At 63.4% G+C, this 13,880-nt stretch carries 11 protein-coding genes; 4 read left to right on the top strand and 7 right to left on the bottom strand.

From position 1 onward, the window contains the following. Positions 1-1,847: excinuclease ABC subunit UvrB (gene uvrB / locus ACLV8F_RS11015; protein WP_411884261.1), on the bottom strand; the 1,847-nt coding region annotated here is incomplete at its 3' end. Between the two features lie 207 nt (positions 1,848-2,054). On the opposite strand from uvrB, the gene ACLV8F_RS11010 reads away from it, so the two are divergent. Together ACLV8F_RS11010 and ACLV8F_RS11005 are read left to right on the top strand one after the other, a co-directional pair. Further along, the gene (locus ACLV8F_RS11010; protein ID WP_411884260.1) at positions 2,055-3,251 is read left to right on the top strand and encodes an amino acid aminotransferase; all 1,197 of its coding nucleotides are present in this window, start codon (positions 2,055-2,057) and stop codon (positions 3,249-3,251) included. A 5-nt stretch (positions 3,252-3,256) separates the two neighbouring features. Next, positions 3,257-3,835, top strand: coding sequence for a nucleotidyltransferase family protein (locus ACLV8F_RS11005; protein WP_411884266.1), 579 nt, complete (start codon positions 3,257-3,259; stop codon positions 3,833-3,835). 4 nt (positions 3,836-3,839) lie between these two features. Here the strand turns inward: ACLV8F_RS11005 and ygiD are convergent, their stop codons facing one another. Beyond that, positions 3,840-4,694, bottom strand: a complete 855-nt coding sequence (ygiD, locus tag ACLV8F_RS11000) for a 4,5-DOPA dioxygenase extradiol (RefSeq protein ID WP_411884259.1) — start codon at positions 4,692-4,694, stop codon at positions 3,840-3,842. A 267-nt stretch (positions 4,695-4,961) separates the two neighbouring features. Between ygiD and ACLV8F_RS10995 the strand changes: the two genes are divergently transcribed. Both ACLV8F_RS10995 and rsxB read left to right on the top strand, forming a co-directional pair. After that, positions 4,962-6,332 carry a polyhydroxyalkanoate depolymerase gene (locus tag ACLV8F_RS10995; RefSeq protein WP_411884258.1) on the top strand — a complete coding sequence of 457 codons (1,371 nt, stop codon included), beginning with the start codon at positions 4,962-4,964 and terminating at the stop codon, positions 6,330-6,332. Between the two features lie 49 nt (positions 6,333-6,381). Continuing rightward, positions 6,382-7,071 carry an electron transport complex subunit RsxB gene (gene rsxB, locus ACLV8F_RS10990; RefSeq protein WP_411884257.1) on the top strand — a complete coding sequence of 230 codons (690 nt, stop codon included), beginning with the start codon at positions 6,382-6,384 and terminating at the stop codon, positions 7,069-7,071. Here rsxB and ACLV8F_RS10985 read toward each other — a convergent pair. The 5 genes from ACLV8F_RS10985 to meaB form a co-directional block, all read right to left on the bottom strand. After that, positions 7,063-8,586 (bottom strand): methyl-accepting chemotaxis protein, encoded by a 1,524-nt coding sequence (locus ACLV8F_RS10985; RefSeq protein WP_411884256.1) that lies wholly within the window; start codon positions 8,584-8,586, stop codon positions 7,063-7,065. The genes rsxB and ACLV8F_RS10985 overlap by 9 nt on opposite strands. Positions 8,587-8,724: 138 nt before the next feature. Further along, a complete protein-coding gene (locus ACLV8F_RS10980) occupies positions 8,725-9,201 on the bottom strand; it encodes a VOC family protein (protein WP_411884255.1) in 477 nt (158 codons plus the stop codon). After that, positions 9,198-11,249, bottom strand: a complete 2,052-nt coding sequence (locus ACLV8F_RS10975; protein WP_411884254.1) for an acetyl-CoA carboxylase biotin carboxylase subunit — start codon at positions 11,247-11,249, stop codon at positions 9,198-9,200. The genes ACLV8F_RS10980 and ACLV8F_RS10975 overlap by 4 nt, the downstream gene beginning before the upstream one ends. 20 nt (positions 11,250-11,269) lie before the next feature. Further along, entirely contained in the window at positions 11,270-12,802 is a 1,533-nt protein-coding gene (locus ACLV8F_RS10970) for an acyl-CoA carboxylase subunit beta (RefSeq protein ID WP_411884253.1), read from the bottom strand. Between the two features lie 48 nt (positions 12,803-12,850). Continuing rightward, complete coding sequence (gene meaB, locus ACLV8F_RS10965) at positions 12,851-13,879, bottom strand: methylmalonyl Co-A mutase-associated GTPase MeaB (RefSeq protein ID WP_411884252.1); 1,029 nt, start codon at positions 13,877-13,879, stop codon at positions 12,851-12,853. Between the last annotated feature and the right edge of the window lies 1 nt (position 13,880).

The following is a 13,880-nucleotide window of genomic DNA, read 5'->3' as shown; positions in this document are numbered from 1 at the left end:
ATGCGCTTGACCACGCTGCGCGGCGTGATGCCGTTCTCGAGGTTGAAGGCGATCTGCTTGTTGCGCCGCCGCTCGGTTTCGTCCATGGCTTTTTTCATGGAATCGGTGATGCGGTCGGCATAGAGGATTGCGCGGCCGTTCAGGTTGCGTGCCGCCCGGCCAATTGTCTGGATCAGGCTGCGCTCGGCGCGCAAAAAGCCCTCCTTGTCGGCGTCCAGGATGGCCACCAGCGACACCTCGGGGATGTCCAGGCCCTCGCGCAGCAGGTTGATGCCCACCAACACGTCAAAAGCGCCCAGCCGCAGGTCGCGCAGGATTTCCACGCGCTCGACCGTATCGACGTCGCTGTGCAGGTAGCGCACCTTGACGCCGTTGTCGCTCAGGTAATCGGTCAGTTGCTCGGCCATGCGCTTGGTCAGCGTGGTGATCAGCACCCGCTCGTTCTTCTCGACCCGGATGCGGATTTCCTGCAGCACGTCGTCGACCTGGTGCGTGGCCGGCCGCACTTCCACCTGCGGATCCACCAGGCCGGTGGGCCTGACGACCTGCTCGACCACCTGGCCGGAATGCTCTTTTTCGTAGGCGGCCGGCGTGGCCGACACAAAAATTGCCTGCCGCATCTTGGCTTCGAACTCCTCGAACTTCAGCGGCCGGTTGTCCAGCGCGCTGGGCAGGCGGAAGCCGTACTCCACCAGCGTGGTCTTGCGCGCGCGGTCGCCGTTGTACATGGCGTTGAGCTGGCCGATCATGACGTGGCTCTCGTCCAGGAACATCACCGCGTCCTTGGGCAGGTAGTCGCACAGCGTCGAAGGCGGCGAGCCGGGCGGCGAACCGCTCAGGTGGCGCGTGTAGTTCTCAATACCCTTGCAATGGCCGATTTCGCTGAGCATTTCCAGGTCGAAGCGGGTGCGCTGCTCGATGCGCTGGGCTTCCACCAGCTTGCCGTCGGCGACGAACTGGGCCACGCGTTCGGACAGCTCCAGCTTGATGGTCTCCACGGCCGTCATGACCTTGTCGCGCGGCGTGACGTAGTGGCTCTTGGGGTAGACCACAAAGCGCGGGATTTTCTGGCGGATGCGGCCCGTGAGCGGGTCGAACAGTTGCAGCGACTCGATCTCGTCGTCGAACAGTTCGATGCGTATGGCCAGTTCGGAATGCTCGGCCGGGAAGACGTCGATCACGTCGCCGCGCACCCGGAAAGTGCCGCGGGCGAAGTCCTGCTCATTGCGCGTGTACTGCATGCGGATCAGGCGCGCGATCACGTCGCGCTGGCCCATCTTGTCGCCTATGCGCGCGATGAAACGCATCTGCGTGTAATCCTCGGGCGCGCCTATGCCGTAAATCGCGCTGACCGTGCCGACGATGATGGTGTCGCGCCGCTCCAGCACGCTCTTGGTGGCCGACAGCCGCATCTGCTCGATGTGCTCGTTGATCGCCGAGTCTTTTTCGATGAACAGGTCGCGCTGCGGCACATAGGCCTCGGGCTGGTAGTAGTCGTAATAGCTGACGAAATACTCCACCGCATTCTTCGGGAAAAACTCGCGGAACTCGCTGTACAGCTGTGCCGCCAGCGTCTTGTTGGGCGCGAACACGATCGCCGGGCGCCCCAGGCGGGCGATCACATTGGCCATGGTGAAGGTCTTGCCGGAGCCGGTCACGCCCAGCAGGGTCTGGAACACCTCGCCGTCGTTGACGCCTTCCACCAGCAGGTCAATCGCCTTCGGCTGGTCGCCCGCCGGCGGATAAGGCTGGAACAACTCAAATGGGGAATCCGGAAAACGGACGAACTGGCCCTCGCTGGGGGCCGGATCCACCACCTCGGTTATGACTTCTATTGCTTCTGGCATAAAACCTCGATCAAGCCCCGTTAAAATTCAGGGCAACCAAGCAGAATACGACATTCGGCCGAAAATGGGAATTGCAATCCCCAATCGCCCCGTAATGAACTTTTGATACCTCTTGTAGCGCTTTTTCCGGTCAACTTGTGACCTGAATGGAGCCTCTGAATTCAACACACCGCTTTCGCCTTTTTTCACTTTTTCTGAGGATATTTCATGTCTTTGTTTACCGCTGTCGAAATGGCCCCGCGTGACCCCATCCTGGGCCTTAACGAGCAGTTCAATGCCGATACCAACCCCGCCAAGGTCAACCTGGGCGTAGGCGTGTACTACGACGACAACGGCAAACTCCCCCTGCTGCAGTGCGTGCAGGCGGCTGAAAAGCAGATGATGGCCGACCCCAAGGCCCGCGGCTACCTGCCGATCGACGGCATCGCCGCCTACGACGCGGCCGTCAAGGGCCTGGTCTTCGGCGCCGACAGCGAACCCGTCAAGAGCGGCCGCGTCGCCACCGTGCAAGGCATAGGCGGCACCGGCGGCCTCAAGGTAGGCGCCGACTTCCTCAAAAAGCTCAGCCCCAACGCCAAGGTGCTGATTTCCGACCCGAGCTGGGAAAACCACCGCGCGCTTTTCAGCCAGGCCGGTTTTGTCGTTGAAAGCTACCCTTACTACGATGCAGCCAAGCGCGGTGTCAACTTCGACGGCATGCTCGCCGCCCTGAATGCGGCAGCCGAAGGCACCATCATCGTGCTGCACGCCTGCTGCCACAACCCGACCGGTTACGACATCACCGCAGCCCAGTGGGACCAGGTCATCGCCGCCGTCAAGGCGCGCAAGCTGACGCCTTTCCTCGACATGGCTTACCAGGGCTTTGGCCACGGCATCGCCGAAGACGGCGCCATCATCGGCAAGTTTGTGGCGGCCGGCTTGAACTTCTTCGTCTCGACCTCGTTCTCCAAGAGCTTCAGCCTCTATGGCGAACGCGTGGGTGCCCTCTCAGTGCTCTGCGAGTCCAAGGAAGAGGCCGACCGCGTACTGTCGCAGCTCAAGCTGGTCATCCGCACGAATTACAGCAACCCGCAGATCCACGGCGGCATGGTGGTGGCCATGGTGCTCAACACGCCAGCGCTGCGCACCCAGTGGGAGCAGGAACTGGGCGAGATGCGTGTGCGCATCAAGGCCATGCGCCAGAAGCTCGTGGACGGCCTTAAGGCCGCCGGCGTCAAGCAGGACATGAGTTTCATCACCGCCCAAATCGGCATGTTCAGCTATTCCGGCCTCAACAAGGACCAGATGGTGCGCCTGCGCAATGAGTTCGGCGTCTACGGCACCGACACCGGCCGCATGTGCGTGGCCGCGCTGAACAGCAAAAACATCGACTACGTCTGTGCGTCGATTGCCAAGGTCGTCTGATTCCCCTGACGCCTTTTGAGGCCCCAAGCCCGGATGGCTTCATCCGGGACGCCCTGAAAAACCGCCACAACCAGCGCATCCTGGCGCAGCTGCCCGCCCTGGGCCTGCCGGATGCGTGGCTGGTTGCGGGTTGCCTTTTTCAGACCGTCTGGAATGTGCGCTCGGGCCAGCCGCCCGAGGCCCATATCAAAGACTACGACCTGTTCTATTTCGACCCCACCGATCTCTCGGAGGCGACTGAAGCCCACGTCAACGAGCGGGCCCAGTCCTGTTTTGCCGGCCACGGCATCACAGTTGAAGCAAAAAACCAGGCCAGGGTCCACACCTGGTACGAGGACTTCTTCGGTTTCCCCTACCCCGCCCTGCGCAGTTCCCGCGAGGGAATCGACCGCTTCCTGGTCCGCTGCACCTGCGTGGGACTGAAAGCGGGCGGCTCAGACGTGGAGCTTTATGCGCCCAACGGTGTGGATGATCTGTACAAAGGCAGGCTCAGCCCGAACCCGCTGTGCCACCACCTGCCGCTGTTTGAGAAAAAGGCAAAGGCCTACCAGGAGCGCTGGACCTGGCTGCAAATCTGCGCGTGAACGCCTAGCCCCACACCACCGAGCGCATCGAAATCGACCCAGCCTGGAAGCTGGTGTTGAAAAAGCGCATGGGCTCCTTCGCATCGACGGCGCCGGCCGCATACAGCAAGGGCAGGTAGTGCTCGTAGGTCGGGTGCGCCATTTTGGCGACCTGGCCCAGCTTCTGGAAATTCTGCAGCGCATCGAGGTTGCCCTGTTGCAGGTAGCCGCCCGTGATCTGGTCGAATTCCAGCGCCCAGTCGTAGGCTTGGCTGCCCGACGCGCCGCGCTGCATCTGGCGCAGGTTGTGCACGATGTTTCCGCTGGCCACAATCAACACGCCGCGGTCGCGCAGGGCCTTGAGTTGTTTTGCCAGCGCATAGTGGTCCTCGGGCGCGCGGCCGTAGTCCATGCTGAGCTGGAGGACGGGAATCTCCGCATCCGGGAACATGGGCTTGAGCACCGACCAGGTGCCGTGGTCCAAGCCCCATTCACCTTCGTCCAGCCCCAGCGGCGCCGAGGCACGCTGCCGCACCAGTTGGCTGATAGCCCGCGCGGCGGCCGGGTCGCCGGGCGCGGGGTACTGCTGGTCGAACAGCTCCTGCGGAAAACCGCCGAAGTCGTGGATGGTTTTGGGTTTGTCCATGGCGGTCAGCCACCAGCCTTCGGTCAGCCAATGCGCGGAGATGCACAGGATCAGCTGCGGCCTCGGGTATTTCGAGCCAAGTTCGGCGCCCAGCGCCTGCCAGCTGCGCCGGTATTCGTTGTCGCCAATGGCATTCATGGGACTGCCGTGGCCCACAAACAGCACCGGCATCCTGTCGGATTTCTTCAGGGCGGCCAGTTGGTCCAGCGCGGAGGCGTCAATCGTGGGGAGCATCTTGTTTTTTCCTGTTCAGGGCTGCTGCCGCAGTGCCGGCAAAAACCGCCGACTGTGGGCAGAATGGTAAGTGTTCGTTCAATTCCGCAGGTGGCGGCGGTTTATCGCCAAACAAGCCCCGCCCCACTGTGGCGATTTGGCACCAAAGCCGTGAAAAGCGCCCGGAATTGGTGGTTGTCCTCAAAACAGTGCAGCCTTACGCCTGTTATATTGCACTGCAACATACTACGATTTACCTCATAACGACATAACCAAGGTTGACCCCCGATGCTGTACCAAGTCTATGAAACCCAGCGCACCTTGATGGAGCCCTTTGTCGACTTCGCACAGGCCGCCGCCAAACTCTACGGCAACCCCCTGTCGCCCCTCGGCCAAAACCCCTTCGCCCAGCGCGTCGCGGCGGGCTACAGCCTGATCTACCGGCTGGGCAAGGATTACGAAAAACCAGCCTTCGACATCCAGACGGTGGACGTCGACGGCACCAGCATCGCCATCCACGAACGGGTGGAAATCGACAAGCCCTTTTGCGAACTGCGCCGCTTCAAGCGCTTTTCGGACGACACCGCGACGCTGGCCAAGCTCAAGGGCCAGCCGGCTGTCTTGATCGTGGCGCCGCTGTCGGGCCACTACGCCACCTTGCTGCGCGACACCGTCAAGACCATGCTCAAGGATCACAAGGTCTACATCACCGACTGGAAGAATGCGCGCACCGTGCCGCTGTCCGACGGCGCCTTCCACCTGGACGACTACGTCAACTACGTGCAGGAATTCATCCGCCACCTCCAGGGCATTTACGGCAACTGCCACGTCATCAGTGTCTGCCAGCCCACCGTGCCGGTGTTCGGCGCCATTTCGCTGATGGCCTCGCGCGGCGAAACCACCCCGCTGTCCATGGTCATGATGGGCGGTCCCATCGACGCGCGCAAATCACCCACGGCCGTCAACAACCTGGCCATGAACAAGAGCTACGAGTGGTTTGAGAACAATGTGATCTACCGCGTGCCCAGCAACTTTCCGGGAGCCGGCCGCCGCGTCTACCCCGGCTTTTTGCAGCACACCGGCTTCGTGGCCATGAACCCCGACCGCCACGCCAACAGCCATTACGACTACTTCAAGGACCTGCTCAAGGGCGACGACGCCAGCGCCGAGGCACACCGCAAGTTCTACGACGAGTACAACGCCGTGCTCGACATGGACGCCGACTACTACCTCGAAACCATCAAGACCGTGTTCCAGGAATTCAAGCTGGTCAACGGCACCTGGGACGTCAAGAACGTGGACGGCGAACTGGAGCGCGTGCGGCCCCAGGACATCAAGACCACGGCCGTGATGACGGTCGAAGGCGAACTCGACGACATCTCCGGCGCAGGGCAGACCGAGGCGGCCCTGGCCATGTGCAGCGGCGTGCCGGCCGGCCGCAAAAAACACCTGGAAGCCAAGGGCGCGGGCCACTACGGCATCTTCAGCGGCCGCCGCTGGCGCGACATCGTTTACCCGTCCGTCAAGGCCTTCATCCTTGAGCAAAGCAAGGCCGCTCCCGCAAAGCCTGCGGCCCGCGCCGCCGCAAAAACGCCCAAGGCCGTTGCCAAGCCGGCCCGCAAAACGGCAGCCGCCAAGAAGACCGCACGCGCCAAATAAGGTGCGGCCGTGCCTTATTTGGCGCGGCCTGCGGTAGGACAATAGGCGGGTGACGTCTCACTCCCATACCAGCCTGGCCGCGCGCCTCAACGCCGCCCTGCCCCAAACCCAGTGCACGCGCTGCGGCTATCCCGACTGCGCGGCCTATGCTGAGGCCATGGCCTCTGGCGAAGCCGCCATCAACCAGTGCCCGCCCGGCGGCGCTGAAGGCGTGCAGCGCCTCTCGGCCATCACCGGCCTGCCCGCCCTGCCCCTGAACCCTGCCAACGGCACGGAAGGCCCGCGCGCCCTGGCCGTCATCGACGAGAACTGGTGCATAGGCTGCACGCTGTGTCTCAAAGCCTGCCCGACGGACGCCATCATGGGCAGCAACAAGATGATGCACACCGTGATAGAGCCCTGGTGCACGGGTTGCGAGTTGTGCATCCCGGTGTGCCCCGTCGACTGCATCAGCCTGGAGAACATCACCGGCGAGCGAACCGGCTGGGATGCGTGGTCGCCGCAGGAAGCCGACACCGCACGCACCCGCTATGAATTTCACGTACTCCGCTATCCGGGAGAGGGCGCCGCAAATCCTCCCGCAAGCGAAAGCGCGCAACCGCCTCAAGCGCAACACCAGCCCACCCTTCCCGCTGCGGCCCCGCAAACCGACAACGACGCCGCCGAACGCAAGCGCGCCGTGATCGAAGCCGCACTCGAACGCGCGCGCGCCAAGCGCGGCCCCGCAGCCTCAGGCTGACACGATGTTTTTGTAGACGCCGCAGCCCACGAAGATATCGCCGGCCTGCTGCACGAAAGACATCTTGGTCTGGACTTTGCCCGTCGCCGGGTTGGTGATGTCGTATTCGACCCAGCCCGGCTCTTCACCGGCCTGCGCAACTATGGCGTCCAGCAGGCCCTGGCCGTCAATGCCGGGGATGTCCTGAACGCGTGTGCCCAGCTTGGCCGGGTTGCCGCCGAAGGCCAGGTAGGTGCCCCGGCAGTCCAGCGCAAAGACGTACATGTCGCGGTCATGAAAGCCCTTGGCGGGGTTGGTCAGGTCGCGTAGAAAGGCATCCCTGGGGATGTTGCGGCCATGCGCAATCGCGCGCGCCACCATGGCGCACGCTTCTTCCGCCGATCCCTGCTGCAGCCTGAAACCGGCCACCGACCGCACCAGCGTGCCGGCCCGCCCTTCAAGCTGGGCGGCCTGCGCCACGGCGCGCTCCACCATCTGCGCATTGTGCTGGGTGATTTTGTCCAGCTGCCGCACCGCCATCGTGATTTCACCGAGGCTGGCGCTTTGCTCGGTGCTGGACTTCGAAATCTGCGCCATATTCGCCGCCACATCGCGGATGCCGGACACGATGCGCGTGATGCTGCTGCCCGCGGTGCGTATGGTCTGCACGCTCGCCTCCACCTGGCGGGAAGACTCGGCGATCAGCTGGCGAATCTCTTTGGCTGACTCCGCCGAGCGCTTGGCCAGCGATCGCACCTCAGCCGCCACCACCGCGAAACCCCGGCCGGACTCACCCGCGCGGGCCGCCTCCACCGCCGCATTGAGCGCCAGGATATTGGTCTGGAATGCCAGGCCGTCGATCACGCCGACGATCTCGCCCATGCGTTTGGCGCCGCCGTGAATGGCTTCCACGGACGCGACGGCTTCCGTCATGGCCGCCGCGCCGGTCTCGGCCAGGTCCCGCACCTGGGCGGCCTGCACGTTGGCCTGGCCGGCCCTGCCCGCGTTGTCCTGGACGGTGGAAGACAGCTGCTCCACGCTGGCGGCCGTCTGCTCCAGGTTGGCGGCCTGCTGCTCGGTACGGTCCGACAGCTCGCGGTTTCCCCTGGCCATGCTCTGGCCCGAGTGCGCCACAAAGGCGGCGTTGCTGCGCACATTGGCCACCATGCCCGACAAGGTGTGGCTGAGCGCCGCCGTGGATACCAGCAGGCGGCCCAGCTCGTCCGCACCGCCGCCTGCCGGACCCTGGCGCAAATCACCGGCCACCATCTTGCCCGTGGCGATGGCCAGTTGGGCCATGCCGTCGGCCAGAACACAGCGAAGGGCGAGCAGAAAATAAACCAGCACCGCGAGGATCAGGCCGCACGCCGCCGCCAGCGCAGCGAGGCCCTCGGCAGGTTTGACGGACAGGGTCAGCTGCAGCACGACCAGCACAGGCGGCAGCGCCGCCAGGGCCGCAAGCCATGCGAGCTTTCCCCCCAGCTGCAGGCGACAGAGCAGCCGGACGCCGGGATTCAACAGCTTGCCGGGATTCATCAAATGGGTTTCTTCCAGTGGAAACGCAGGGTGCGCTTCTCTTGAAACCATTGTGAAGAATTGCGCCACGGCCAATTGGCGGATGAGGGGGCTGAAGCGGCCCCTCATCAAAGGGAGCCAAGCCCCGCTTACCCGCGTTTACCCGAGGGCCGAAAACGCCTTGATGACTTCAGGCGGCGCCTGCACCATCTCGATCAGCACACCCTCGCCCGACACCGGAAACTCCTCACTGGCCTTGGGGTGTAAAAAGCAGATGTCAAAACCCGCCGCGCCCTTGCGGATGCCGCCGGGCGCAAAACGCACGCCCTGGACCGTCAGCCATTCCACGGCCTTGGGCAGGTCGTCTATCCACAGGCCCACGTGATTGAGCGGCGTGGTGTGCACTGCGGGTTTTTTGTCCACGTCCAGCGGCTGCATCAAATCGACCTCGACCTTGAACGGGCCGCTGCCGATGGCGCAGATGTCTTCGTCCACATTCTCGCGCTCGCTGACGAAGTTGCCGGTGACTTCCAGGCCCAGCATGTCCACCCACAGGGTGCGCAAACGGTCCTTGCTGGTGGCGCCTATGGCGATCTGCTGGATACCCAATACCTTGAAAGGACGGCTGGTGCTCATGCCTGGAACTCCACGATGGGCTGATCCACGCTCAGCGATTCACCCTTGGCCGCCAGCACCTTGCCGACTACACCGTCGGCGACCGCGAACAGCACGTTCTCCATCTTCATGGCTTCAATCACCGCCACGCGCTCGCCGGCCTGCACCTTCTGGCCCACCTGCACCGCCACGTCCACCAGCAGGCCGGGCATGGGCGACAGCACATAGCGGCTCATGTCGGGCGGCGCCTTGTAAGGCATCAAGGCATGCAGCTGCGCCGCGCGCGGCGTCAGCACCAGCGCGTCCAGCCGTGTGCCGTTGTGGGCAATGCGGATGGCCAGCGGGTTGCTGCCCACGCCGCGCTCCACCTGCGCCATAAAAGCCTGGCCGTTGGCCGTGCCGCGTATGCGCGCACCGCCCAGGTGCCAGTTGCTGCAGATTTCATAACTCCGCGCGCCCACCTCCACCGTGCCGGATCCGGTCTGCGCCTGGTAGTGGCGCACCGTCACCGGGTGCGGCGTGTTGGCCCCCGCTGCGCCCAGCCCGACCACGACGAACTCTTCGCCCACCGTCACGCCATGGCCTGGCAGTTGCCCGCTGATGCCGGCCGCGCGGCCCAGCATGCGGCGGTTGACGTAAGCGGCCAGCGCCAGCAGGAATGACGGGTCTTCATGCGGCACGTCCTCGGCGTGAAAGCCTTTGCCGTAGTTCTCGGCAATGAAGCCGGTGTTGAAATCGCCCGCCACAAACTTCGGGTGCGCCAGCAGGGCCGCCTGGAAGGGGATGTTGCTGGAGATGCCGCGGATCACAAACCCGTTGAGCGCCTCGCGCATCTTGGCGATGGCCTCCTTGCGGTCCTTGCCGTGCACGATGAGCTTGGCGATCATCGAGTCGTAAAACATCGGGATCTCGCCGCCGTCCTGCACGCCGGTGTCCACGCGCACGCCGTACAGCTGCGAGGTATCGGACGCGAACATGGTTTCCTTGGGCGGCTGGAAACGCACCAGCCGGCCCGTCGAAGGCAGGAAGCTGCGAAACGGGTCTTCGGCGTTGATGCGGCACTCGATGGCCCAGCCATTGCGCTGCACGTCTTTTTGTGCGATCGGCAGCTTCTCGCCGGCCGCGACACGGATCATCAACTCCACCAGGTCCAGCCCGGTGATGCATTCCGTCACCGGGTGCTCCACCTGAAGCCGGGTATTCATCTCAAGGAAATAAAAACTCTGGTCCTTGCCGACCACAAACTCCACCGTGCCGGCGCTCTGGTATTTCACGGCCTTGGCCAGCGCCACCGCCTGCTCGCCCATGGCCTTGCGTGTCGCGTCGCTGATAAAGGGCGATGGCGCCTCTTCGATCACCTTCTGGTGGCGCCGCTGGATGGAGCATTCGCGCTCATTGAGATACAGCACATTGCCCTGGCTGTCGCCGATCAGCTGGATCTCGATGTGGCGAGGTTCCTCGACAAACTTCTCGATAAAAACCCGGTCGTCGCCAAAGCTGTTGCGCGCCTCGTTGCGGCAAGAGGTAAAGCCTTCAAAGGCTTCCTTGTCATTGAAGGCAACCCGCAAGCCCTTGCCGCCGCCGCCTGCGCTGGCTTTGATCATCACGGGGTAGCCAATGCCCTTGGCAATCTCCACCGCTTTTTCGGCCGTTTCAATCGCATCGTTGACGCCGGGAATGCAGTTGACCCCGGCCGCACCGGCCAGCTTCTTCGATTCGATCTTGTCGCCCATGGCGGCAATCGAATAATGCTTGGGGCCTATGAAGATGATGCCTTCTTCTTCCACGCGCTTGGCAAAACCCGCGTTCTCGCTCAGGAAGCCATAGCCCGGGTGAACCGCTTGTGCACCCGTCTGCTTGCAGGCCGCGATGATCTTGTCGGCCTGCAGGTAACTGTCACGGCTGGGCGCCGGGCCTATGTTGACGGCTTCGTCGGCAAGCTCGACGTGGCGTGCATCCTTGTCGGCGTCGGAATACACGGCGACGGTTTGGATGCCCATCTTGCGGGCGGTGAGGATCACGCGGCAAGCGATTTCGCCGCGGTTTGCAATAAGTATTTTGGTGAACATGGTTGTCGTGCTCCTGCCGATCACAGCGGAATATTCCCGTGCTTGCGCCAAGGATTCTCAATCTTCTTGTCCCGCAGCATCACCAGCGAACGGCAGATGCGCTTGCGCGTTTCGTGAGGCAGGATCACGTCGTCGATAAAACCGCGCGCGCCGGCCACAAAGGGGTTGGCGAAGCGGGCCTTGTATTCGGCTTCCCTGGCAGCCAGTTTTTCGGGGTCACCCTTGTCTTCGCGGAAGATGATTTCCACCGCACCTTTGGCGCCCATCACGGCGATCTCGGCGTTGGGCCAGGCAAAGTTGACGTCGCCGCGCAAATGTTTGGAACTCATCACGTCGTAAGCGCCGCCATAGGCCTTGCGCGTGATCACCGTGATTTTCGGCACGGTGCATTCGGCGTACGCATACAGCAGCTTGGCGCCGTGCTTGATGATGCCGCCGTATTCCTGGCTGGTGCCTGGCATGAAGCCGGGCACGTCGACAAAGGTGATCACCGGGATGTTGAAGGCATCGCAAAAGCGCACAAAACGCGCGGCCTTGATGGAGCTCTTGATGTCCAGGCAGCCGGCGAGTACCAACGGCTGGTTGGCGACGATGCCTACCGTCTGCCCTTCCATGCGGGCAAAGCCGATGATGATGTTCTTTGCGTACTCGGGCTGGATTTCGAAGAAGTCGCCGTCGTCCACCGTCTTGACGATAAGTTCCTTCATGTCATACGGTTTGTTCGGGTTCTCGGGCACCAGGGTGTCCAGGCTCAGGTCCATGCGGCCGGCCGGGTCGGCGCTGGGGCGGATCGGCGCTTTCTCGCGGTTGTTCAGCGGCAGGTAGTTGTAGAGACGGCGCAGCATCAGCAATGCCTCAACGTCGTTCTCAAAGGCCAGGTCGGCCACACCGCTGCGTGTGGTGTGCGTGGTGGCACCGCCCAGTTCCTCGGCCGTCACTTCCTCGTGCGTCACGGTTTTCACCACCTCGGGGCCGGTGACGAACATATAGCTCGAATCCTTGACCATGAAGATGAAGTCGGTCATGGCCGGCGAATACACCGCGCCGCCGGCGCAGGGGCCCATGACCATGCTGATCTGCGGCACCACGCCCGAGGCCATCACGTTGCGCTGGAACACGTCGGCATAGCCGCCCAGCGACGCCACGCCCTCCTGGATACGGGCGCCGCCCGAATCGTTGAGGCCGATGACGGGCGCGCCGACCTTCATGGCCTGGTCCATCACCTTGCAGATTTTCTCGGCATGGGCTTCGCTCAAGGCGCCGCCGAAGACCGTGAAGTCCTGGCTGAAGACAAACACCAGGCGGCCGTTGATCATGCCGTAGCCGGTGACCACGCCGTCGCCGGGCACCTTGTTGTTCTCCATGCCGAAGTCGGTGCAGCGGTGCTCGACGAACATGTCCCATTCTTCAAACGTGCCTTCGTCCAGCAGCAGTTCCAGCCGCTCGCGCGCCGTCAGCTTGCCTTTGCCGTGCTGCGCGTCTATGCGCTTTTTCCCGCCGCCCAGGCGGGCCGCGGCGCGTTTCTTTTCGAGTTGTTCAAGGATTTCTTGCATGGCTTGCTTTCTCTTCTTTGTGCTCTGTGCGTTCTGGTGGTTGGGTATTTACGGATTGGCGTCTTGCGGCCGCCCTGATTGGGACGCCAACAGGCTTCTTGCCGCGGTGGAAGCCGGCATGCGGCCATCGGCCACCTCGGCCACCAGTGTGGGCAGCAAGGCGCTTACCGACGGGTCACGGCGGAAGGCCTGCTTGAGGCCCGCGTCTATGCGCTCCCACATCCATGACAGCGACTGCTGCTGGCGCCGGGCGGCCAGCCGGCCGTTGGCCGTTTGCAAAGTCTTGAACTGCGTCACGGCTTTCCAGAACACGTCCACGCCCTTGTTGTGCAAGGCGCTGAGCTGGATGACTTGCGGGTGCCAGTTCTTGTCATAGCTGGCCGCCTGCGTGCTGTCCATGGCGTTGTTGACCAGGCCGAACAGGCGCATGGCGGAGGTGATCTGCGCTTCAGCCCGCATGGCCGCGTCGGCATCGATGTCGGCCTTGTTGATGATGACGAGGTCGGCCAGCTCCATCACGCCCTTTTTGATGGCCTGCAGGTCGTCGCCGGCATTGGGCAGTTGCATCAGCACAAACATGTCGGTCATGTTGGCGACGGCGGTTTCGCTCTGGCCCACGCCCACGGTTTCGACGATGACCACGTCGTAGCCGGCGGCTTCACAGACCAGCATGGCCTCGCGCGTTTTTTCGGCCACGCCGCCCAGGTTGCCGCTGGAAGGGCTGGGTCGTATGTAGGCACGCTCATGCACCGAGAGCTTTTCCATGCGGGTCTTGTCGCCCAGGATGGAGCCGCCCGAGACGGTGGAAGACGGATCGATGGTGAGCACCGCGACGCGGTGGCCCTGCGCGATCAGGTGCAGGCCCAGCACCTCGATAAAGGTGGACTTGCCGACGCCGGGAACGCCGCTGATGCCCAGGCGGAAGGCCTTGCCGGTGTGCGGCAGCAGGGCCGTCAGCAACTCGTCGCCCTGGGCGCGGTGGTCGGCGCGGGTGGATTCGAGCAGGGTGATGGCTTTGGCGATGGCGCGGCGCTGGGCCATCGCATCGCCGTTTAGCAGGGCGGTCAGGGTACTCATT

The sequence above is a fragment of the Polaromonas sp. YR568 genome, from assembly GCF_943369675.1.
Taxonomy (GTDB): Bacteria; Pseudomonadota; Gammaproteobacteria; order Burkholderiales; family Burkholderiaceae_C; genus Polaromonas.
The sequence above is the reverse complement of the archived record's forward strand: the minus strand, read 5'-3'. Positions and strand labels throughout refer to the sequence as shown.

Bases quoted from the DNA above. Each gene is read 5' to 3' on its own strand.
- ygiD (WP_411884259.1), bottom strand. From the start codon at position 4,694: ATGCTCCCCACGATTGACGCCTCCGCGCTGGACCAACTGGCCGCCCTG.
- ACLV8F_RS10985 (WP_411884256.1), bottom strand. From the start codon at position 8,586: ATGAATCCCGGCAAGCTGTTGAATCCCGGCGTCCGGCTGCTCTGTCGC.
- ACLV8F_RS10970 (WP_411884253.1), bottom strand. From the start codon at position 12,802: ATGCAAGAAATCCTTGAACAACTCGAAAAGAAACGCGCCGCGGCCCGC.
- ACLV8F_RS10980 (WP_411884255.1), bottom strand. From the start codon at position 9,201: ATGAGCACCAGCCGTCCTTTCAAGGTATTGGGTATCCAGCAGATCGCC.
- ACLV8F_RS11010 (WP_411884260.1), top strand. From the start codon at position 2,055: ATGTCTTTGTTTACCGCTGTCGAAATGGCCCCGCGTGACCCCATCCTG.
- ACLV8F_RS10995 (WP_411884258.1), top strand. From the start codon at position 4,962: ATGCTGTACCAAGTCTATGAAACCCAGCGCACCTTGATGGAGCCCTTT.
- meaB (WP_411884252.1), bottom strand. From the start codon at position 13,879: ATGAGTACCCTGACCGCCCTGCTAAACGGCGATGCGATGGCCCAGCGC.
- ACLV8F_RS10975 (WP_411884254.1), bottom strand. From the start codon at position 11,249: ATGTTCACCAAAATACTTATTGCAAACCGCGGCGAAATCGCTTGCCGC.